At 56.6% G+C, this 21107-nt stretch carries 13 protein-coding genes and 3 pseudogenes; 12 read left to right on the top strand and 4 right to left on the bottom strand.

The genetic code is table 11. The features are described 5' to 3' along the window. The first annotated feature begins 20 nt into the window (after positions 1-20). Positions 21-959 (top strand): UvrD-helicase domain-containing protein, encoded by a 939-nt coding sequence (locus AC0NIL_RS28515; protein ID WP_473574176.1) that lies wholly within the window; start codon positions 21-23, stop codon positions 957-959. Positions 960-1348: 389 nt separating this feature from the next. On the opposite strand, the gene AC0NIL_RS28510 is transcribed toward AC0NIL_RS28515, so the two are convergent. Then, on the bottom strand, positions 1349-1948 hold the full coding sequence (locus AC0NIL_RS28510; protein ID WP_473574177.1) for a site-specific integrase: 600 nt from the start codon (positions 1946-1948) through the stop codon (positions 1349-1351). 78 nt (positions 1949-2026) lie between these two features. Next, positions 2027-3373 carry an aminotransferase-like domain-containing protein gene (locus AC0NIL_RS28505; RefSeq protein WP_473575129.1) on the bottom strand — a complete coding sequence of 449 codons (1347 nt, stop codon included), beginning with the start codon at positions 3371-3373 and terminating at the stop codon, positions 2027-2029. Positions 3374-3471: 98 nt separating this feature from the next. Here AC0NIL_RS28505 and AC0NIL_RS28500 point away from each other — a divergent pair, with 98 nt between their 5' ends. The 8 genes and pseudogenes from AC0NIL_RS28500 to AC0NIL_RS28465 all read left to right on the top strand — a co-directional run. Further along, positions 3472-4668 carry a histidine decarboxylase gene (locus AC0NIL_RS28500; protein WP_473574179.1) on the top strand — a complete coding sequence of 399 codons (1197 nt, stop codon included), beginning with the start codon at positions 3472-3474 and terminating at the stop codon, positions 4666-4668. Next, on the top strand, positions 4665-5780 hold the full coding sequence (locus AC0NIL_RS28495) for a fatty acid desaturase (protein WP_473574180.1): 1116 nt from the start codon (positions 4665-4667) through the stop codon (positions 5778-5780). Before AC0NIL_RS28500 ends, AC0NIL_RS28495 begins: the two co-directional genes overlap by 4 nt. Then, the gene (locus AC0NIL_RS28490) at positions 5774-7120 is read left to right on the top strand and encodes an O-acetylhomoserine aminocarboxypropyltransferase/cysteine synthase family protein (RefSeq protein WP_473574181.1); all 1347 of its coding nucleotides are present in this window, start codon (positions 5774-5776) and stop codon (positions 7118-7120) included. Before AC0NIL_RS28495 ends, AC0NIL_RS28490 begins: the two co-directional genes overlap by 7 nt. Further along, positions 7107-7895 (top strand): gamma-glutamyl-gamma-aminobutyrate hydrolase family protein, encoded by a 789-nt coding sequence (locus AC0NIL_RS28485; RefSeq protein ID WP_473574182.1) that lies wholly within the window; start codon positions 7107-7109, stop codon positions 7893-7895. The genes AC0NIL_RS28490 and AC0NIL_RS28485 overlap by 14 nt, the downstream gene beginning before the upstream one ends. A 5-nt stretch (positions 7896-7900) precedes the next feature. Next, complete coding sequence (locus tag AC0NIL_RS28480) at positions 7901-8824, top strand: DMT family transporter (RefSeq protein WP_473574186.1); 924 nt, start codon at positions 7901-7903, stop codon at positions 8822-8824. A gap of 268 nt (positions 8825-9092) precedes the next feature. Then, positions 9093-9356 (top strand): annotated as a pseudogene (locus AC0NIL_RS28475) (IS630 family transposase); the annotation flags it as partial. Between the two features lie 613 nt (positions 9357-9969). Continuing rightward, the gene (locus tag AC0NIL_RS28470) at positions 9970-11655 is read left to right on the top strand and encodes an NAD(P)/FAD-dependent oxidoreductase (protein ID WP_473574183.1); all 1686 of its coding nucleotides are present in this window, start codon (positions 9970-9972) and stop codon (positions 11653-11655) included. A 210-nt stretch (positions 11656-11865) separates the two neighbouring features. Then, a pseudogene (locus tag AC0NIL_RS28465) lies at positions 11866-12236 on the top strand (DDE-type integrase/transposase/recombinase); the annotation flags it as partial. A 443-nt stretch (positions 12237-12679) separates the two neighbouring features. On the opposite strand, the gene AC0NIL_RS28460 reads toward AC0NIL_RS28465, so the two are convergent. Next, positions 12680-13030, bottom strand: coding sequence for a c-type cytochrome (locus AC0NIL_RS28460; RefSeq protein ID WP_473469892.1), 351 nt, complete (start codon positions 13028-13030; stop codon positions 12680-12682). Positions 13031-13203: 173 nt separating this feature from the next. Then, a pseudogene (locus AC0NIL_RS28455) lies at positions 13204-13903 on the bottom strand (IS6 family transposase). A 3240-nt stretch (positions 13904-17143) separates the two neighbouring features. Between AC0NIL_RS28455 and AC0NIL_RS28450 the strand changes: the two are divergent. The 3 genes from AC0NIL_RS28450 to AC0NIL_RS28440 all read left to right on the top strand — a co-directional run bounded on the left by AC0NIL_RS28450 (position 17144) and on the right by AC0NIL_RS28440 (position 21038). Beyond that, positions 17144-17710 carry a hypothetical protein gene (locus AC0NIL_RS28450; RefSeq protein WP_473574361.1) on the top strand — a complete coding sequence of 189 codons (567 nt, stop codon included), beginning with the start codon at positions 17144-17146 and terminating at the stop codon, positions 17708-17710. A gap of 244 nt (positions 17711-17954) precedes the next feature. Continuing rightward, positions 17955-19646, top strand: a complete 1692-nt coding sequence (gene virD4 / locus AC0NIL_RS28445; protein WP_473575139.1) for a type IV secretion system ATPase VirD4 — start codon at positions 17955-17957, stop codon at positions 19644-19646. Between the two features lie 354 nt (positions 19647-20000). Beyond that, on the top strand, positions 20001-21038 hold the full coding sequence (locus AC0NIL_RS28440) for a type III secretion protein (RefSeq protein ID WP_473574364.1): 1038 nt from the start codon (positions 20001-20003) through the stop codon (positions 21036-21038). Positions 21039-21107: the final 69 nt, after the last annotated feature.

Genomic DNA, 21107 nt, shown 5'->3' with positions numbered 1-21107 from the left:
CACATACCGCCCTGGCTTCCTTGCGCGGATGTTTCCTTCCGGAAAATGGAAAGCTGACCCTGGACCCCAAGCTGTCCGGGCGCATTCGGCTGAGCCAGGGTGGCGATGTTGATCTCAGCTGCCTCGATATCGTGTCGTTTTCGACCAGCAAGGCGCTGCTGTGGCATACCGTCGAGATCCGCGCACGCGGCAGAACGGACAATCTGCCGAGTCTGTCGGGGGACGCGTCCGAGCAACTGGCCGCAGACCTTTATGCGTTCATCAACACCCATCTGTTCGACCTCATCAGCACAGAGACGGATCATTTGCTCGATGTCGATGCCAGGCTTCGGGAGATCACCGAAGACAACAGACAGTATCTCGCGCAGGCCGATCTCGGGCGGGCCATCGCCAGCGTGCCCGGCAGCGCCGCTGCCGCGCTTTCTCACCCGCTTCTGGATCCACAATTGATGCCGGCCGGACTCAAGGCGTCCCTGCCGGCTTCGTTCGCCATGCTGACCGACCCGGGCGTTCGCCACGCCTATGATGAAGCATTCGTTGCCGCGGAGTTGCGCAAATTCCAGCCATTTTTCGAAGATCTCGACGGGCGCTCCTTTTCCGATCAGCAACGCGAAGCCTGTATCCGTCTGGAGGATAACAATCTCCCCGTCGCCTCGGCCGGGTCAGGTAAATCCGCGACCATGGTCGGCAACGTGGCCTATGTCCTGGAAAGGCAGCTCTACCGGCCCGATGAGATCCTGCTTCTGGCCTTCAATAAGAGCGCAGCAGATGAACTCAGGACCAGGATCGCACGACAGCTACAGATCGAGGAAAGCGCGCTGGAGTGCCGCGTCACGACGTTTCACGCGCTTGGACGGGGCATCATTAAGGAGGTCGCAGGACGCCCGCCCCAGCTTGCCAACTGGGTGGAGCATCCCGCCGGCGAAGCCAGAGTCATCGAAGAATCGTCCGGCAGCTAGTACCTTTTCACAGTGGTTCTGACTCTTTGACCACTTCCGGATACCGGAGTGGCCCATGTCACCGACACGGGGTCCGGTTCGCTAGCTCAAGGCGACTCTAACGTTCCATCATCAATCTGCGGGTTTTATGACCCCGGGCTTGTTCCTGCCCTTTGGGGAGGAGTGCCCTCACATTTGCAGACCGTCAGCCTTGCTAAGCCTTCGGCACATTTCGACCTTAACCCGGCCCCCGCCTAGAGACGCCTCAAGAAGGTGCAACAACCAGCCTTGAGAATGGGAGCACCAAAAAAGCTTCCAACATGGAAACTCTCCCTTCTGCCCCTCTTCTGAGGGCTGCCCCGAGATTTGGTGATTGCTGTGCGCAGCGTCAAGCTGCCGCATCGGGTTCTTTAGCCGGTAGCTCGGTTGGCGCGCTGCAGTGCTCTTCTAGCTACCTCAAGCCTCGCCTCATCGCCCCCATCGTCCTCCCCAACAGTGCCCGACGAGTGCCCGCGAACAATATCTTGGTCAGACTTGCTGACGCCAGCCAAGCGCAGCCGGTCCTTCATCGGGTGGCGAAGCGAGTGGGTGGTCGCCTTCGGGTCGACTACGCAGGCCCGCACATGCTTCCCCAGAGCGGCGGACGCTGAGGATGCACCTTTGGGCCTACCGTAGGTCGGGAACAGCATCGCCGCGTCGCCTGCCGCAGCTTTGGCTTTCCTTCGCAGCTTCCAGCGCGTCCCCACCAAGGGCACGTTGCGGCGTGAGACTGCATTCTTAATTCGGCGGTCGTCGTGCCATTCGACCGTGATGTGCGGAATAGCGTCATCAAGGTGTATGTCTGTCACTCGGAGGCCTGACACCTCAACCCGAGTTGCCGCGAGCCTCGCGACATCACCGATCGTTGAGCCATCAGGCTGCTGGCGCAGGAAATCGCGGATAGCGTCCGCGCGTCGGCAGGCCTCGTCCCAGCGCTGCTGTTCCACCTCATCGGGAAACGGTTCGGTCATTTGCCTCACAACACGGAGATCAACGTGGTGAGTCCTGATTCTCGCATTAAGTGCAATATGTCGCCTCGAATTCTCAAATTAAGTACACACATGCAGAGCTGCAACCTTTCTCAGTGCGATGCTGAGCTCGTCATAGGTCGGTCCACCAAGACAAAGGCGAATTCCACTTTCATCGCTTTCCTCTGATAAGGAAAGTGCAGGCTCGGTGACCAGTATACCGTTTTCGCGGGCGGCGCTGGCAAGAGCGATGGCCGCCGCGCGGCGTGTCGGGAGGAACATATGGAACCCGCTGCCAATCCAGGCATCAGTTATGGAGCTAAAGACTGAAGCCGCTAGTTTATTCCTCGCGACCGCTTCTGAATGTGTCATCGTCGCGATATGGGATGCGACTCCATCCACGACCCATCTGTACATGACAAGACTTGCGATCGGAGAAACAGTGGAACCCTGCGCGTGGATCACGCGCAGGAGATTACCTAGTTGGTTAGACGGTGCGATGAGAATACCGAGTCGCATTCCAGGCGTTAGAATCTTAGCTAAACTGTTGATATAGTATGTTCTTTCAGGCACGAGATCGAGAAAACAGAGGTGATCTCGAGCGGAGAAGGCAGAGTATACGTCGTCTTCAATGATCAATATATCTCGGTGCCTGCAAATTTCCGCAATATCCTTGAGGCGCGATCGCGACATCGTCTTGCCGGTTGGATTCTGCGCTGTCGGGTTCGTGAATAATATTAGACGCTTTCCCTTCGCCGCGACCTCGTGTGCAATCTTATCGAATGCAGACGGTAGAATGCCCTCAAAATCAGTCTTTATGCCGAATAATTGAAGGCTCAATAGCCCCGCGATCATCTGGAGGCCAGGGAACGGAAGATCGTCTGTCGCTATGCAAAGGTCTGGCGCGAGCAGCGCTGCGAGCACAATTGAAAGTGCTTGCTGGCCACCATTACAGAGGATCATCCGCTCGGCGTCGACGGAGGCGCAGTAACGTTGCAGCCATCCTGCGAGTGCCAGACGATGCTGAAACATTCCCTGCGGAGGCGCATATGCTCCGAATGTCTTGGCATCAATCGCCGACGCTAGCGAAGCCAATGTCCCACTTAGCAACCGGTCCGACATAATGTTCGGAGGCACGTTCACGCTCAGATCAATAGCCTTGGTGATCGTGAGATTTTTTTTGGTCGCGAACATGCCGCGACCATGGACAGATGAGGCGAGGCCTTGGCGCTCCAGCAGGCCATAGGCCTTGGTGACCGTTCCCAAGCCCACGCCTAGTTGATAGCTCAAGTCCCTATGCGCTGGGAGCCTGGCGCTAGGTGGGATTTTGCCACTGCTCAGATCCTCCGCGATCGCGGCTGCGAGGCGCTGGTAGATCGGCTCACTACCTACGGTGAGTCGTGGTTCCCAAGGCGATTTCAACTGCATCTGGCATCCAAAAGTGTCACGTGACATAATAATGATAGCATAATAAGTGTCTCATCGTGTAGATCCTATGCAGCAGAATTTAATAGTGGATCATATGCGTGAAGCTTATATGCAACCAAGATGATGGCCGTCTTTCAAGAAAGCATGGATATATTGATGCGAGGCTGCATAGTCTTAGCAAGAAATTTTCCGACAAGCGTGATAACCATCTGGGATATCCTTACAATCTCGATTTTGACCCCGAGCCAATTTCTCAATTCGACAAGTTTTTAATTAATAATTTAGGTGATCCATATGTCGGTTCACACTATGCGACCGAGGTCTGTGACTTAGAGCGAGAGGTGGTCGACTGGATCATGCGGGTATGGGAGTGCGCCGATCCAGAAAAATATTGGGGGACTGTGGGCGCGAGCGGAACTGAAGGCAATCTATGGGCCATATACCTTGCGCGCGAGACCCTTGATAATCCTGTTCTGATATACTCCACAGAGGCGCACTACTCGCTTCCAAAGGCTGCAAAAATCCTCCGGATCGAGGCTTTGACGTGCGGGGCCGATTGTTCCGGTGCCATCTCTCCAGATGCTCTTTCTGAGGTTATCCACGCAAATCGTCATCGCAGCATCATTCTCGCACTGACCTCTGGAACGACGATGAAAGGCGCACACGACGATATCACGTCCTGCGTCAGCGTTCTGGACCGCGTCGGGATCGATCCGAGCCGACGCTTTGTTCACGTCGATGGCGCCCTGAATGCAATGGTCCTTCCCTTTGTCGATGGCTTACCGAACTGCATCCGTCCCTCTTTCCGGCACGGGATCGACAGCGTGTCAACCTCAGGTCATAAGATGATCGGCACGCCAATGCCCTGCGGTATCCTTGTAGTTCGACGTGAGCATGTCAGTCGAGTGGCTTCCGCCGTCAGCTACTTGCGCTCAGATGATACGACTCTGATGGGATCGCGCAACGGCCACGCCGTTCTCGCGATCTGGAACCGGGTGATGCGGCTTGGCATAGCCGGTTTCCGCCATAATGCCCGAACCTGCATCGAGCGTGCGGAAGGCCTCGCAGCAGCATTTCGTTCAGCGGGCATCCCGGTGTTGCTCAATCCATGGTCCTTGACGGTTGTATTTCCGAAGCCATCCGAGAGGCTCGTCAGCGAATACCAGCTCGCATGCCATGACAACTCCGCCCACGCGATCGTTATGCCAAACGTCAAAGCTGATCTCATTGACCGCTTCGTCGGTGCCTATACCGCAGAGTGGCGCTGCAATTCTCGGCAAAAGGTGTCTTCATGAACGCTCACGCGCGGCCGCTCTACAGCGGCATCGAGGCGCCCGGCCGCTACGTTCACCATCGTTTTGATCGATGCATCACTAGTGACATCAAAGCTCTTACAACTGACAATTGGCATGGCCCGCTTTATATCGTGAAGGATTATACGGTGATCGCTGCCTTCGCGTGGCTGGTCATTGGGGTCAGCTGGTGGTTCTATCCTCTCGCAGTGATAATGATCGGAGCCCATCAGCGAGGAATTTCCACCATTCTGCACGATTCTGCGCACGGTGTGCTGACAAAGAACCGTCTGCTGAATTTCCTGCTCGGCACATTGCCAACGGCTTGGCCCATCTTTCAACGCCACTTTGCCTACAAGGAATCACACGTCCACAGCCATCATCCCTTTCTGGGAAGAGCCGACGCCGATCCTGACCTGGAGTTCTTCATCGCGGAAGGTGTCTTCACACCCCGAACGGATCGTTCCTTCGTCTGGAAGCTCATCATCCTGCCCCTGCTTGGATCGAAAACCTACGCCTATCTGAAGTATCTGGTCCGCAACAGATATCAAATAATCCTCAATTCCCTCTCCGGAAAGGAGAGTTCAGTGCGGGTGAAGCGCGGAGAAAAGTGGCGTTACGAGTTCGATCGCTGGGGGTTCTACGCGTTCTGGGCTTGTATCGTCGTGTACGCTTTGATCTATGGCTACTTCTCGGAAGTCGTCCTTCTCTGGGTCGTCCCCTACCTCACCTCATTCCACATTATCGGCTGGTTTATCGAGATGTCTGAGCATTGCAGCTCCATCGAAAATCAGACCGTGAACCTGCACATGGCTAGGAACCGCCGCAGCTGTAATATCGAGAAGTGGCTGACCGCGATTAATAACGACAACTACCATCTCGATCATCATCTCGACCCGACAACCCCGTTCTGGCGCTTACCCGAAGCACATGCCATCCGCATGGGGGACAGCGTCTATGCGGCGCACTGCTCCGAAACGGGTGGGATATTCCAGTCTGGCCCAAATGGTGAGCCTTCGATCCTGAAACTGATCCGCGACCAGAACCGGAAGCGCTTCGCCCAGTCTGAATGCCGCGCCGAGAAGTATCCAACTCCCGGAGAGATCCAATGTTGACCAAACCAGAGAAAAATGACCCTTCAGCACGATTGGCGCCAACGCCACACCTGCATCCGGAAACGGCAGTGTTGCATGGCGGCTATCGCTATGATCCGGCGACCCTTGCTACAACTGTACCGATCTATCTCTCGAATGCTTATGCATTCGAATCAATTGATCACGCATCGGACGTCTTCGATCTCCGACGCGAGGGGCGCACCTATTCGCGGTTGATGAACCCGACAACGGATATTTTCGAGCAACGCGTTGCGGCTCTGGATGGTGGCGTCGCCGCCTTGGCAACCTCGTCGGGGCAAGCCGCAATTATGCTTGCAATCCTAAACATCACCGTAGCCGGGGACAATATCGTAAGCTCCACGCACCTGTATGGTGGCACAATCAATTTGCTGGCCAGTACGTTTCAACGGCTCGGGATTGAAACCCGCTTCGTCGATCCAAGCGATCCCGAACGTTTCCGCGAAGCCTCAGATCGCCGAACGCGCTGTTGGTTCGGCGAAGCGCTTCCCAACCCCAAGCTCAGCCCTTTCCCGATCGTCGAGGTCGGGGCGATCGCGCAGGAACTCGGAATTCCGCTGATCATCGACAACACGCTGACCCCTCTTATCTCCCGCCCTCTCGAGCTTGGCGCCCACATTACCGTGCACTCCACTTCCAAATATATCAGCGGCCACGGCACGACGATTGGCGGCATTATTGTGGATGGGGGCACCTTCGACTGGGCTGCCTATTCCGAACGCTTTTCGTTGATGACACGTCCTGACATCTCGCACGGTAACATTCTTTGGCTCGATGCCGCGCGCAATCTGCCCGGGCCCTACGGAGCCAGCCCGTTTCTGCTCAAGATGCGCAATACGCTCATGCGCGATTTCGGTCCCTGCCCGTCGCCATTCGCATCTTTTCTCTGTATCCAAGGTCTGGAAACGTTACCTTTGCGAATGCCTCGACATTGCTCCAATGCCCGCCAGCTAGCCGAGTTTCTCATGGCGCATCCCTGCGTTCTCGACGTAACATATCCGACTTTTGGCGGGATTGTTGAACGGCATCGCACCGAGCAGAACATGGGTGATCATGGTGGGCCGATGCTCGTGTTCGAGATCGCTGGCGGCATTGAGGCTGGGCGCCGTTTTATCGAGCGGTTGCGACTCGCCTATCACGTCTCAAATATTGGCGACGCGAGAACACTCGCCACGCATCCAGCCTCGACGACACATGCTTCGGTCCCGCGCGAGGCGCGCCTTGCTGCCGGAGTTCGCGATGGAACAATCCGGATTTCTGTAGGACTTGAGCACATTGAGGATATCATCGCCGATATCGGGCAAGCTCTTGAGGGCACCTGATTATGGCCTCGCTGATAAACAGCGGCCCCGCGTTGGTGTCATTTCCGACCGCCGGACAGAGGACGGCGTCGGGTATGAGACCGTACGCGTTCGTTATCTTGAAGCCCTGCGTACGACCGCAGGTGTCTTACCGCTAGTGATCCCGTGCGGACTGGTGGAAGGGGATTTGCGAGTCTGTTTGTCAGTCCTCAATGGCGTACTGCTGACCGGGGCGGAGTCGAACGTCTCGCCCTCATTTTACGGGGGCCCAGAGGCTTGTCCAAAGACGCTTGATCTTGACCGGGACAGGACAAGCTTTGCTGCGATCAAGATTGCATTATCATCGGGCATTCCCCTGTTCGGAATCTGCCGTGGGCTGCAAGAACTCAATGTCGCACTTGGTGGCAGCCTCTCAAGCAACATCTCGGAAGGTGAAGGTCGGATCACTCATGTGGAAGACCTCTCTCTCCCACGCGACCTTCAATACGCCCCCTTTCATGCAATTCTAGCCGAAGGCCACGGCCACATCGCCCGATGCATCCGCCGCTCGCAAAAAAATCCAGTCTTGGTCAATACCCTGCATCGGCAGGGGATCGCGCGTTTGGCGGATGGCCTTGCGGTTGATGCGCGATGCGTGGACGGCGTTATTGAAGCCATATCGGTAAAGGACACGGCAACTTTTGCTGCCGCCGTACAATGGCATCCTGAATGGTTTCACGTTGAGGATCTGCTCAGCGTCGAAATCTTTCGTGCATTCGGCGAGGCCTGCCGCTCGCATATGATAGAAACAAAGTGACCGCCATGAGAAATGCTTATCTTTCATCAATCCTTGGGGCCGGTTTCGCTCTCCTTGCAGCTCTGTCCAATGGAACCGTCGGCGTTCTTTCGCGGTCCGCTTTCAAGGAAGGCCTCGATCAAACTGCAGTTGCATTTTGGCGTTGCGCCATTGCGTTTTCGCTGCTCTCGATCATCATCCTTTTAAGGTCTGGAGGTTTAGCCCGACTAGTCTCAGTGTTCACGGGATCGTGGAAGATCGCCGTCTGCTCCGCGCTTGGCATCTTCACACTTTACCATTTCGAAACCCAAGCTTTCACGTATGCACCGATCCCGCTTGTCGCCATCCTTGTTTTCGCTGGCGGCCTTGGTGCAATCGCGCTCGACATCCTCATCTTGAAGGAAAGGGTAACGACGCGAAAGGCGTTCGCCATGACCATGGTCTTTCTTGGCGGCTACTTCGTGATTGCTGGGGACGGCCTGATGACCGGAAGCATTACCGGTGTCAGCCTCGCCCTTGTCGCGGGTCTAGGCTACGCCAGCTTTATCTTCGCCTGGAAATTCTTTAAGCTGCGCTCATCCCTAGAAACCTTCTGGTGGTTCCTGGCTTATGGCCTCGTTATGCTCGCTGTTCCCTATGCTTGGAGCGGAGCACCAATCCCGTCAATGAACGCGCTGCCAAGCTTGCTAGCACTGGGAGTTATCCCCTCCTTCTTTGGGTTCTACTGCACAATTCTAGCTCTTCAGCATATCGAGGCATACAAGACGCAGGTCATCGAATCGAGCGAGCCGTTCTTTTCTGCGCTCTTCGCAGCCGCCCTCTTCGGCGAATGGCTGACAGGTCCAGGAATGTTTGCAGCGTTGGCCATTATCGTCGGTGCGTTGATTACATCCATGCCAGAGCGCCGTGCCGTCTCTATGCGAGTACGCCCAATTGGCGAAGAGGATTAGGGTAACGTGCTTATTATCTTTCCGAGGACCAATATGCTCATGAAAGCGCGGGCGGGTTATGGCGTGGACAGATGGTGCCCTGCTTCGACACGCCAGAACGGCCGAAACGAATAATCGCTGGCCTTCGCAATGTGGGGTTCGAACGGATTCTAGCGCCGAAGCCGATTACGTCCAGGTCCCTGCAGACAGTTCACGATCCAGGCTTCATCCAGTTTTTAGAAGTCGCCGAGCGCTGGTGGCACTGTCGTTGCAGGACCCGCCTGGCGAGACGACGCACTGGACCGCCGACATGATGGTGGCCGCAGCCGGCATCAGCGCCAGCGCGGTGCGCCGCATCTGGAAGGGCGCACGGGCTGCAGCCCAACCGCTGGCGCCAGTTATCAATGATGCGCAGTTCGTCGACAAACTGCGCAATGTCGTCGGCCTCTACGTTGATCCGCCGGCTCACGCCATCGTGCTGTCGGTCGACGAGAAGAGCCAGATCCAGGCGCTCGACCGCAGCCAGCCCGGCCTGCCCATGAAGAATGGTAGACCCACCGAGAGGATTGTTGGATTGAAGAGGGCACTTCGTTCATCCGGCGGCTTGTTCATCATCCCAAGTGGCCAAAATCTCACTTTGATTAGCAAGGGTGTTGAATACGTACTTCTTGGCATTGGGCACGCTTTGTTCCGGCGACGCCCCAAGCGCAAGAGAGGCGGCAAATGGGTTCTGATCAGTGAAGAAGCGGATTATATTACATATGAAACGTGATATTAATTCAATGAGTGGGAATTTAGTGATAGAAAGAAATAGATAATATTGATAGTTAGCAAGCACTATTAGAAGATATCGCGTGCGAGTATTTGGAGCACGCTCGGTGGCAGGAGAGCGACTTCCCCATATGAGAGGGACGCTATGTGTTTCGGCTGAGAAATCGTATAATCCAAATGAATATTGCGGCAATCGCCGGTTAGCAGGATGCGTCCTCGTTGAGTATTATTACTAACTACAGAAGATGGCAAAGCTATCTTCTGATCGCGACGTTAATTGCGCCTCCGGTGATCAGAAATTGTTATGCTGTGGCCAGCGTCCAATTTAACGGGGGAGGCGTTCTGAGGGCGGCCACACTAGATCTCAAGAAATATAGCTATCACCGGAGAGCGGTATGCTGAACAATACCATCGCAAGAAATTCATTGCCGAGTATCGATCTTCTGTATGATTATGGACCGTTCTTGCGATTGAGCGAGTCTGAAGGTGGTATTGGGAGCTTTGCTCAAAACAGCCGGCGCCCGCGGGTTGGCATTGTGGGCGCCGGCATCAGTGGCTTGGTGGCGGCGACTGAACTTTTGCGCGCCGGAATAACGGACATCGTGCTATTTGAGGCGCGGGATCGTATGGGTGGGCGGGCTTGGTCACAAATCTTCGACACGCGCGAACCGCATCTCATTGCCGAGATGGGCGCTATGCGCTTTCCTTCCAGCGCAACCTGCCTGTTCCATTATCTGGACAAATTGAGGATAGATACCGCAGCTTCCTTCCCCGATCCGGGCATCGTGGATACCGAGGTGCACTATCGAGGTGCGCGTCATTTATGGCAGGCCGGCGAGTGTCCGCCGCCACTGTTCAGACGCGTTCATCAAGGATGGCAGGCTTTGATAAGCGACGGTTACGTGCACGAAGGGATTCAACTGCCCGCACCGGCGAAGATCACAACTTTGCTTCGGTCGCGTCGCTTTGACCAAGCTCGTGACGCATGGCAGGCCTGGCTAGATTCGTTTCGCGACATCTCCTTCTATTCGGCCCTCGTCACCATCTTTACCGGACCGCAGCCACCAGGACGCGTACCTTGGAAAAGGCCGGAAGATTTTGAGCTTTTCGGATCGCTGGGGATTGGATCTGGAGGCTTTTTACCTGTGTACCAAGCCGCGTTTACTGAGATACTGCGTCTAGTAATTAACGGGTACGAGGACGATCAGCGCCTGATTATGGGAGGGATCTCCCTGTTGGTGAAACGGTTGGCTGAACAGGAGCTTAACGGTGTGAGTTTGCGGCAGCGTGTCCGCTACGGTCATGTAAGCCGTATTTACAAACAGGGCGGTCAGATTCTCGTGACATGCGCAGGAGGGCAGGTCATGCCTTTTGACCGCGTCATCGTCACTACCAGCAATCGAGCTATGGAGCTGGCCCATCGTCTCACGGCCGATGGAACCTTTCTTACTCACGAAGTTTTGCGAGCGGTCAGAGAAACTCACCTTACCGGCTCTTCCAAGCTGTTTATGCTGACGGAAAACAAGTTCTGGTTAAAAAAGGGCTCGCCGACAACCATCTTGTCAGATGGCCTTGCCAGAGGGGTTTACTGCCTAGACTATCAGCCAGATGATCCGGATGGTAAGGGCGTGGTGCTGTTAAGTTATACATGGGAAGATGATGCTAACAAAATGCTTTCCATTCTGGACAAAAAGGAACGGTGCCAGCGTCTGGTCGATGATCTGGCCACCATTTCCCCTGATTTCTCCCGTCATCTAGTCCCGGCTAACGGTGACTATGAACGTCATGTCCTGCAGCACGATTGGCTGATGGATCCATATTCAGTAGGTGCCTTCAAGCTCAATTATCCTGGTGAAGACATCTATTCAGAACGGTTGTTTTTCCAATTCGCTACCGCAAAAAGACCGGAAGAAGACACGGGCTTGTATCTCGCAGGATGTGGATGCTCCTTTACCGGCGGGTGGGTCGAGGGCGCGGTACAAACGGGCTTGAATGCCGCATGTGCTGTTATCCGCAGCAGTGGCGGCCAGCTCTTGAGCGGTAACCCTATTGATTCGATGAATTCCGCTTATCGATATTGAGAATCGGTAAATTTAGCGTTCTTTAGAAAAGGCTTCTTAAATGTTTGCATCCACACTCGAGGAGATTTGCAATCAAATACTGGCTGGGAAAACTTCGGCCTTGGATATCAGGGAATCGGCACTTTAGGGCGCAAAAATCCATGGTCGACCGGTTAGGATGGGATTTCCTGCGCTGACAGGCGCGGGATGCAGTAGCATCGGTACTGGAACCGCCGCAACACCAAACCGGCCAAGCGCTTGCTGACGCGGCTGCTGAAGAGCAAGGCGTCGCGCCGAAGCGCATGATCACCGACAAGCTGCGCTCCTATGGAGCAGCCAGGCGACAGGTGATGCCGGACATCGAGCATTGGTCGCATAAGGGATTGTACAACCGTGCCGAGAATTCGCATGTGCCGCTGCGAAAACGGGAGCGGATTATGCAAGGCTTCCGATCACCAGGAGCACTGCAACGCTTCGTTTCGATCTTCTCGGCTCTGCGCAATCTCTTCGTCCCGCCCCGCTCAAAACGCTCCGCTCTCGCTACACATATTCACCGCCTGCAGGCCATGGCGGAATGGAAAGCCGTGGCCATGGTCAGCTGACATCAGCGGCCTGCAGGTCTCAACGCGTGTATATGCAGACAATGTGACATCCCCCTCATCCCGTGGAAACGGGACGACAGCCCCGGAAACTCAGCGAAATGAGTCGATTGTCGGCGGCCCTTGCTGAATGCAGGCTGCCGGAAGAGGGAGCAACTTAACCAACTTTGACCTATTAAGGGCGCGGCGACGCATGGCTATATTTTGGGCATAGCCATAGGACGCGGCCTAATGAGTACCGTCGTGGCGAAGCCAGAGCAAGCGTATTGGATGGGTTCCCGTCCTGCGGTTGCTGACGGCATGAGCACAGGCCTGCTCGACCAGCCGCGTCGGATAGCTTCGCCATTTTGCCCGACAGAACAGTCGGCTTTCAAAACTGGGTTCACGGCGTGAAACACGATTGCTCCCTCCTTCGCGTTGTTCCCGAAACGCAGCGGCCAAAGGTTCTAACCTGACACACTCCTGAGATAGGCGATGACGTTTTTGAGGTCCTCGGGATTCGTGAGGCCAGGGAACCCCATTTTGTTCGCCGGGACTTTCACCTTGGGATTGGCCAAATATGCCATCAGGTTCGGCTCATCCCATACGAGGCCCACTGCGCCCGCATCCTTCATGGCTTTCGAGTACGAATAGCCCGGGACGGTGCCAGCTGTCCGGCCTACAACGCCTTTCAAGGTTGGCCCGACTTTATTCGCGTCGGTATCAGCGCTGTGGCAGGCGGCACACTTTTTGAAGACTGTCTTTCCGGCCTCGATATCCTGAGCCCGGGCGACCGGAGGCAAGCACGCCAAAACCATTGTGGCGCCGACGAACAGATATTTCACGCGGGAATTCCCCGAATGAAGGTACGGCAGGCGGTCGATATGTTTATAAGCCATGATCCAATCCTCGCTTAAAGTACGTTGCTCAGGAAGCCGGGGATGTCACATTGTCTGCATATACACGCGTTGAGACCTGCAGGCCGCTGATGTCAGCTGACCATGGCCACGGCTTTCCATTCCGCCATGGCCTGCAGGCGGTGAATATGTGTAGCGAGAGCGGAGCGTTTTGAGCGGGGCGGGACGAAGAGATTGCGCAGAGCCGAGAAGATCGAAACGAAGCGTTGCAGTGCTCCTGGTGATCGGAAGCCTTGCATAATCCGCTCCCGTTTTCGCAGCGGCACATGCGAATTCTCGGCACGGTTGTTCAATCCCTTATGCGACCAATGCTCGATGTCCGGCATCACCTGTCGCCTGGCTGCTCCATAGGAGCGCAGCTTGTCGGTGATCATGCGCTTCGGCGCGACGCCTTGCTTCTTCAGCAGCCGCGTCAGCAAGCGCTTGGCCGCTTTGGTGCTGCGGCGGTTCTGGACGATCTCGTCGAGCACATAGCCATCCTGGTCAACGGCGCGCCACAACCAGTGTTTCCTGCCGGCGATGGTGATGACGACCTCGTCCAGGTGCCAGACATCGTTTCGGCTGTGCTGCTTGCGGCGCAAGCGGCGAGCGTAATGCGGGCCGAACTTGATGCCCCACCGGCGGATTGTCTCATACGAAACCATGATCCCGCGCTCCAGCAGCATTTCCTTGACCAGACGCAGGCTCAAGGGGAACCTGTAGCAGCCAGACCGCATTGGCGATGATCTGCCGCGGGAAACGATGGCGCTTGTAGCTGATTGTTGCGGTGTTCATGACATCGGGTCTATGCCGCAAATCCCTGAACGCGAGTTAAGTTGATAACGCCCCCCGGTGACCTTGGCTACGGTATCCATCCTAAAACGCGGCCGACCGTCCGATCCGATCCAGTTTGGCGAACGGGGGGCGAATTGGCAATGGGTGCAACCGATGGGGCTCGGCCCAGAAAACCGATCTTGACCGCGATCCCCGCGCTAGCCGCCCCTGCGATGAACTGGCGCGGCGAAACCCTGCCCTCATGCCGTCTCCCCAACTGCCCATAGCCCGATCCCACACCCGGCCGGCCCGCCGCATAGTCCCGACTCGGGGCCGTTCCGCCATTCCAGCGTCGCCGACAAATGCAACGGCCTTGCCCGGTCATGAAAATCGCCGGGCCTTTTGCATCAGTCCGCAAGATTGGAGGGCATGCCTCTGCTTCGGATCCGCATGTCCTGATAGACGTGTCCTCTGTTGTGAGCCCTTCGGAAGGAGATGGTCGAATTCGATGCGGGCGAGCCGCGCCGGCTGGCTTGTGGTGGTAGGTCGCCCGGCCCCCGCGGAAACAACATGCGAGCTTTTCCCTTCCTGCGTCCGACGCCTGATCGGGCGGCTAATTTTCACAGCCAAGAGTGGCCGCCCACCTGCAGAGCTCCCGCCAAACCCAGCAGCGCGGCGCGGTTTCCGAAACGTCCAGTCACGTTTGCAACGCGCGTGTTGGAATCGGTGAATCTGCGACACGTTACCGCCACGGTTTGGCCACGAAGCTGCCACAACTTCCCACGACATAGCCGGCGTTGCCTGAGACGGTTCGGTCCGGCACCGGCTCACCCCAAGCCCCCGCCCAAGGGTCAGTGCCGGATCGAACCACTTCCTTCTTGAGGGACTCAGGTCCGAGCCCGAATGCGCTCAGCAGAAGCAAGCTGATCCGCTTCATTGACGCGCGGTTTCCCAAATCGCACAGGGCAGACCTGTACAGCAACAATGGTATGAGGCGCGCCTCGGCTTCAGGCGAGAGGCAACTCTTGCCGGCTCCCCGATGCCTTTTCTGTGAGAGACTCCTTCAAATTAGCAAACTGATGCTGGTCGCTAAGCAGGCTATGCATACCGCTCGCCGCTGTCGGTGCTTCGATCATAGTTGGTGGCCTCAACTGTGTCTGATGATCCAACGATCACGTCGATGTTGCAGTGATCGTGGTAGATCTCGGTCTCTGTGCCTGGCTCTGACCGTAGATCGACTCCCTGTTCCCGATCGTGGTCGAATGAATTTTGGAACCGAGTACAGCCACGTCCGAGCCTTCCCCACGTGAAAACACGCTGACCGTCTATGTTGCTCTGCGCAACGGGGGCGCCCGGGAGGTGAAATGCCGCTTTGTAGGATCGGCCTCTAACGATATCAGGCTTCCGTGCCTCTGTTCCAACCTCTGGTAGCCGGACAAAGTCGACAGCGCGACCGACGCAATGATGCCTGTCATGTCAATTCCTGGGTTGCCTCTCGGTATATCGCGGTTCCGTGCGATCTTTGAGGATCATCTGCTGCACTGAGCGTGCAAAAAGAAAAAAGCTTTCAACTACACGGTTGTGGGCCGCCTATGTCAGTCGGACTTCCGACATTGTTGCACAGCCAACACTGACGTCCTGGCTGGCCATAAGGCTTGGATCTTCCAAGCCCAGAGCCGCCTCGGGACGAGGCGCGGGGGCGTCGGCAAAAGAACGCAACAAGGACCGTGCACATGCTCCCTGGCGAATACATCATTGCGGTCGGATGCACTCGAGATCTGGCGTGAAAGTTCGCGTAGATCCTTTGCCCTTGCATTGCGCAGAAATGGGGATGGTGAGAGCGTGCTAATGCCCGATCGCGACCGTAAGCTGAAACGTCCTTGAGTCTTGATGGGGCGTTCAATTCGGGCTGTGCCCAGAACAGGCATGGTGTCGGCCAGGATGGCTGCATTCGCTCACTCATGCAATCGCGTCTGACAAGCAGTGCGCGTCGGCACCACTTGCACCCTCCTTCATCCCCTTGCACCCGGTCGTGTAGGACCTGCACAGTTGGCCCCAGGTGCAGCGTGAAGAAACTGACCGTCTTTGGGGAATTGAAAATTTCTTGAGCCCTGGTTCGTCGAGGCGTGGAAGGCGAGGGGTGTTGCAGCCAAAGCAGTGATGTCGATGGTGCGCCTGCATCAATGCGGTTGGGGCGCAAAGCCGCGCGGCAATTGCATTGGTCACAGTGGCGCTGAAGTATACCGTCCGTTCCGAGGTGGCTGCGCCAGGCGACTCCCGTTGAGAAAACCCGGGCACAAAGGCATTGAAGAAGTCGCGATAGCCCAGGCGGCGGTTGGCTCGCCACCGGCTTGTGCTGACGACCGCGGCACTCATAGACGACACACTGCCGCGTGCGGACGGGGCGGCATTGCGAGACCGTGCGGCCCCCCGCGCGCGATTTTCCTCGGGACCTTTGCTCCTCGCGGCGCCGGCTGGGTCGGCAGATTGCCACGGGCCTCCAGCAAGAATGCCTTTAGTCGTGGGCATGGCACAGCGATGCCATTGCGCGGCGTGGCGCAAATTGTCGATCAGCTCGACAGATTTTTGCCAGACAACACGACAGCTCGCCGCGCTGATCAGCCGGAGCGGGCGATCCTCGTCATCGAAACCTCGAGCATGTAAGCCTGCGCTCAAAGGAGAAGGTGCTGCGCGATATCAATGCGGGCCTCTTGCAAGGACCGGAAGCAGTAGGCGAAAGAGGCGGCATCGGCGTGCCATTCGTGCCGTCGGCTGCGAAAACACGCAACATCTTTGAGGCCAACTTCATCCTATTTCTTTGGATGCGCTCTCGGCGTGACCCAGAGAGCTGGGAGAAGCCTCGGCGAGACTACAAGTGTAACACCATATTGGTTTAGCAGACCAAGCTTCGGTGGTAACCTCATGGGGTAGAGAAACGCCTTTGGAGGCCGAGCAATGGATCGCGATAGCAGACGGACACGTGCAGCTGGAAGTTCATCCGGCGGCGCGAGGAGGGCCGAGGAAAGCCGTAACCACCTCCTGCCAGACGGGCCACTGAACGATGTTGCAGAACGGTTAGTAACCGCTAACCCGCGCGATACAGCACGTGACCTTGGGAGCTTCAAATCCGCCGGAAGGCAAACGCGACGTGCAGTTCAGGACATTGCACCCGGGCAGGAATCTGACCTCAGCAGATTTGATAGGCGCAACCACCAGCTCGGAGGATCAGCCAACGTTCTGTCCGACAGATTGACGGCCGGATTGGGGTTCAATTCGGATGATGTAGCATTGTTCCAGGTCCAAGCGGCCAGTAATGTAGGCCATTTTCTAGGATCCCAGAAGCAGGCTGCTCTTGTGAATCGCATTGGCAACATGGACCCAATGGAGCAAGCTCTAGGCGTTATGTTTATGGCGCAAAACTTCAGTAGGTTCAATGACCAAAATAAATCTCGCATTTTTGAGCAGGCCATTGAATTGGCTGCTGATCCTCAGCAGCACCACATGGTCAAGATGACCGCCCAAAATGCTATCGTCACCGCGTATCACCAATTAAACGCAAATCAACAAGCGCGAGCTAACTCACTTCCCGACCTGCGTGGTCTTTTGCAGAACATGCCTCCGCCGCAGCATGCAGAGGAACGGAGTGCGAATTTGGACGGCCACATAGCAAGTATTGCGGCTTCAGTCCGTGATACAGTAGGCCCGCAAACCTCCTTTGAACAGCTGCAGCGGGGTGGTCAAGTCGGGCAGTCCATAAGCCACGCCTACAATCACGCCCGCGAGGATCTAATGGCTGCCTCCAGAAGCAGAGATCGCTCCGGCCGTTGAGGTCTCGGCCATGGTGAGTGACGCCTTCTCCCCGAATTCCGTTCGCGGCCTGGCCGTTTCCAAGTCGCTGGCCGTTGACGTACCTGCCTTAGGGTAACTTTCAGAAACACGTCTGCCGGGTGGTGCGATGCAAGCATCGCACCACCCGCTCCGGCACGATCTGTCGAGGGGCAACATCGCGCGACCTCGGTCCAGTGTCTGAGAAAAGCGCAGCATTAGCTATAGCTAATCCGGCAATGGAACAATGCCTTCAACCAAAACGACGCCGCCCAACATAGCCATTAGCATCGCCTGCTCACTCGCCTTCGGCTTCTGCGCGGCAAGTCTGTACGCAACCTTCCGCCATGGGGGTGGCGGCGAGGCTTTGATGACGTTTGACGTCCGTGCCTTTTGGTTCGAGACGCCTTTCTATCGGGGTTTCGCAACCCCCGTCTTCTATCGGGGCGTAGCTATCGTACTCGCAACGTCCGCGGTCGTCTTGCTGATTCAGCAGATCGTATTACGGCGCAAACTCGAACATCACGGGACAGCGCGCTGGGCGCGAGTGGATGAAATGCGACGCCCGGGTTATCTACGACGATACCGCGGCGTGACAGGCCCGGTATTTGGGAAAACGAGTGGCCCTTTCTGGCCTGGCTACTACCTGACCAATGGCGAGCAGCCTCACAGCCTTATCGTTGCACCGACCCGTGCTGGTAAGGGCGTCGGCATCGTCATTCCAACGCTACTTACATTCAAAGGCTCGGTAATAGCTCTCGACGTCAAGGGGGAGCTCTTTGAGCTTACCTCGAGAGCGCGCCAAGCCGCCGGCGCCGAGGTGTTCAAATTTGCGCCGCTGGATTCGGAGCGGCGCACGAATTGCTATAATCCGCTGTTGGACCTCATAGCGCTGTCTCCACAGCATCAATTCACCGAGGCCCGCCGCTTGGCGGCAAACCTAATTACGGCGAAGGGGGAGGGCGCGGAAGGTTTCGTCAATGGCGCGCGAGATCTGTTTGTCGCGGGCATCCTCGCCTGCATCGAGCGGGGCACGCCAACAATCGGCGCAGTCTATGATCTCTTCGCCCAGCCGGGGGAGAAGTTCAAACTCTTCGCGCGACTCGCCATGGAGACCCGGAACAAAGAGGCACAACGCATCTTCGACGACATGGCCGGGAACGACACAAAAATCCTAACCTCCTACACGTCCGTCCTTGGCGATGGAGGGCTCAATTTATGGGCGGATCCCGCTGTAAAGGCGGCGACAAGTCGTTCAGATTTTTCGGTGTACGATCTTCGCCGCCGCAAAACGTGCATCTATCTTTGCGTTGGTCCGAACGATCTTGAGGTGGTCGCGCCTTTGATACGCCTGTTCTTTCAGCAAGTCGTTTCAATTCTACAGCGGTCGCTGCCTCGCCGGGATGAAAAATACGAAGTCCTGTTTCTGCTCGACGAGTTCAAGCACTTGGGCAAGCTGGAGGCGATCGAGACCGCAATTACGACCATAGCGGGCTACAAGGGGCGCTTCATGCTCATCATCCAAAGCCTCTCGGCACTGACTGGAGCCTATGGCGAGGCTGGCAAGCAGAATTTTCTCAGCAATACCGGCCTGCAGGTGTTCATGGCCACGGCCGATGACGAGACTCCAACCTACATTTCCAAAGCCATCGGTGAATACACGTTTGAAGCCAAGTCGATTTCCTACAGCCAGGCGCGAACGTTCGATTGGAACATTCAGAATTCGCATCAAGGTGCACCGCTGTTGCGTCCCGAACAGGTTCGGCTGCTCGATGACGACTACGAGATTGTTCTCATCAAAGGCCTGCCACCGTTGCAATTAAGGAAGGTGCGATATTTTTCGGACCGCATCCTTAAACGCATCTTCGAAAGCCAGACAGGCGCCCTCCCGGAGCCGGCACCCTTGATGGAAGCTCATCCAGATGACACTGACGGTTAAGCGCCCGTCTCGCGTATTCCGTCCCTCGGCAATCAGAAACTCCACTACAGGTGAACGGCTATGGGAATTTGCATCTCCAAACCCTCCGGATCGACTCGACATGCCACATATGACACGGAAGAGTCGCCGCGAGAATACACGGCGCCGCTGAGGGTCTCCCTGGGCACGCCTGCCGACAGGTTGCGACGGGGCGGAGATGCGCCTCTGGAGCCACATCAGATCCAGCAGGCCGCCTACCATATGGGAGCGTGTGTCGTTGGTGACGAGGTCACTAGCCCGGTAAGACTCGCGACAGCGGGGCAAACAGTTCACGACGTTCGCCTGCTGCTCAAGCATGGCCGGGGAAACGTTAAGGTGGACGACATTCCCTCTCACGGCCACAACGGCATCGGATCGTCGGTTGCAATGTTGGGAGCAGACGGCGACAATAAGGTTGCAGTGGCCGTAGTCATGGGAGCGGCGTGCTGCAATCAGACCGCTCCCCTTTCCGCTATCGTCCACGCCCCACACATGGCGGCCGACGAGCGGAGCATGACCTTAAGTGCTTCGGTGTCAATGAAAGAGATAACCGACGGAGGTGAAGAGATCCCAGTCAAGGCGGGTCACCTTTGGAACGAACTGCGGCGCGGAAGCCGCGACCCGAGGTCGACAGTGGTCATGGACGCCTGGGCCAACGGTCCCGCTGTTCGGTTGAAAGACTGCGCATGGAGCGGAGACACGGCCAAGGAAGGTCATTGGTCGATGGACAAAAGCACCGCCGAATTCCTGAAAAACCGTGTTGAGGGGTTGATTCCGTTCGTGCATCCGGACACAAATGAACAGACTGCCAACAATTTGCGCCGAAAGCAAAACGCACCCGTATCGTGGGAAAAATATGCAGAAGTACAAGTGATCTCACCCGAGTTCGCCGATAGTGTACGCAACGCATTGTCCCGTATTCCTGAAGACCGACAAAGGGAAATCGCATCACTGATGATTCAGGAAGCCTACGGAATGGATCCTTCCTCGTGCACGCACCGAGGCGCAGTGGAATCAGTTCTGGTGGCCGCCAACCAGCTGGACTCGCTGCCCCGGCCTCCTGTCGAGCCGCCGGAATTGGCGGCGTATCGGCAGTTCGACGCAAATCAACAGGCCCAAGCTCATGCAGTTCCCGGCATGCAAGACATCTTGCCGCACATCCCTCCGCCGCGGTATGCAGCAGCGGAACGGAATGCGAATCTGGACGGCCCCATAGCAGGTCTTGAGGCTGAAGTCCGTGCGACAGGTGCGCAAATCTCCTATGAACAGCTGCGGCGGGGTGGTCAAGTCGGACAGTCCATAAGCCCCGCCTACAATCTCGCCCGCCAGGATCTAATGGCGGCCTCCAGAAGCAGAGATCGCTCCGGCCGTTGAGGTCTCGGCCATGGTAAGTGACGCCTTCTCCCCGAATTCCGTTCACGGTCTTGCCATTTCCAAATGCGC

The organism is Mesorhizobium sp. WSM1343 (assembly GCF_055901535.1).
Note: the sequence above shows the minus strand (reverse complement) of the source record. Positions and strands in the feature narration are given on the sequence as shown.

What these genes read in the sequence shown, in the direction of transcription:
- AC0NIL_RS28510 (WP_473574177.1), bottom strand. Translation starts at nt 1,948, where the DNA reads ATGACCGAACCGTTTCCCGATGAGGTGGAACAGCAGCGCTGGGACGAG.
- AC0NIL_RS28505 (WP_473575129.1), bottom strand. Translation starts at nt 3,373, where the DNA reads ATGCAGTTGAAATCGCCTTGGGAACCACGACTCACCGTAGGTAGTGAG.
- AC0NIL_RS28495 (WP_473574180.1), top strand. Translation starts at nt 4,665, where the DNA reads ATGAACGCTCACGCGCGGCCGCTCTACAGCGGCATCGAGGCGCCCGGC.
- AC0NIL_RS28490 (WP_473574181.1), top strand. Translation starts at nt 5,774, where the DNA reads ATGTTGACCAAACCAGAGAAAAATGACCCTTCAGCACGATTGGCGCCA.
- AC0NIL_RS28480 (WP_473574186.1), top strand. Translation starts at nt 7,901, where the DNA reads ATGAGAAATGCTTATCTTTCATCAATCCTTGGGGCCGGTTTCGCTCTC.
- AC0NIL_RS28470 (WP_473574183.1), top strand. Translation starts at nt 9,970, where the DNA reads ATGCTGAACAATACCATCGCAAGAAATTCATTGCCGAGTATCGATCTT.
- AC0NIL_RS28460 (WP_473469892.1), bottom strand. Translation starts at nt 13,030, where the DNA reads ATGGTTTTGGCGTGCTTGCCTCCGGTCGCCCGGGCTCAGGATATCGAG.
- virD4 (WP_473575139.1), top strand. Translation starts at nt 17,955, where the DNA reads ATGCCTTCAACCAAAACGACGCCGCCCAACATAGCCATTAGCATCGCC.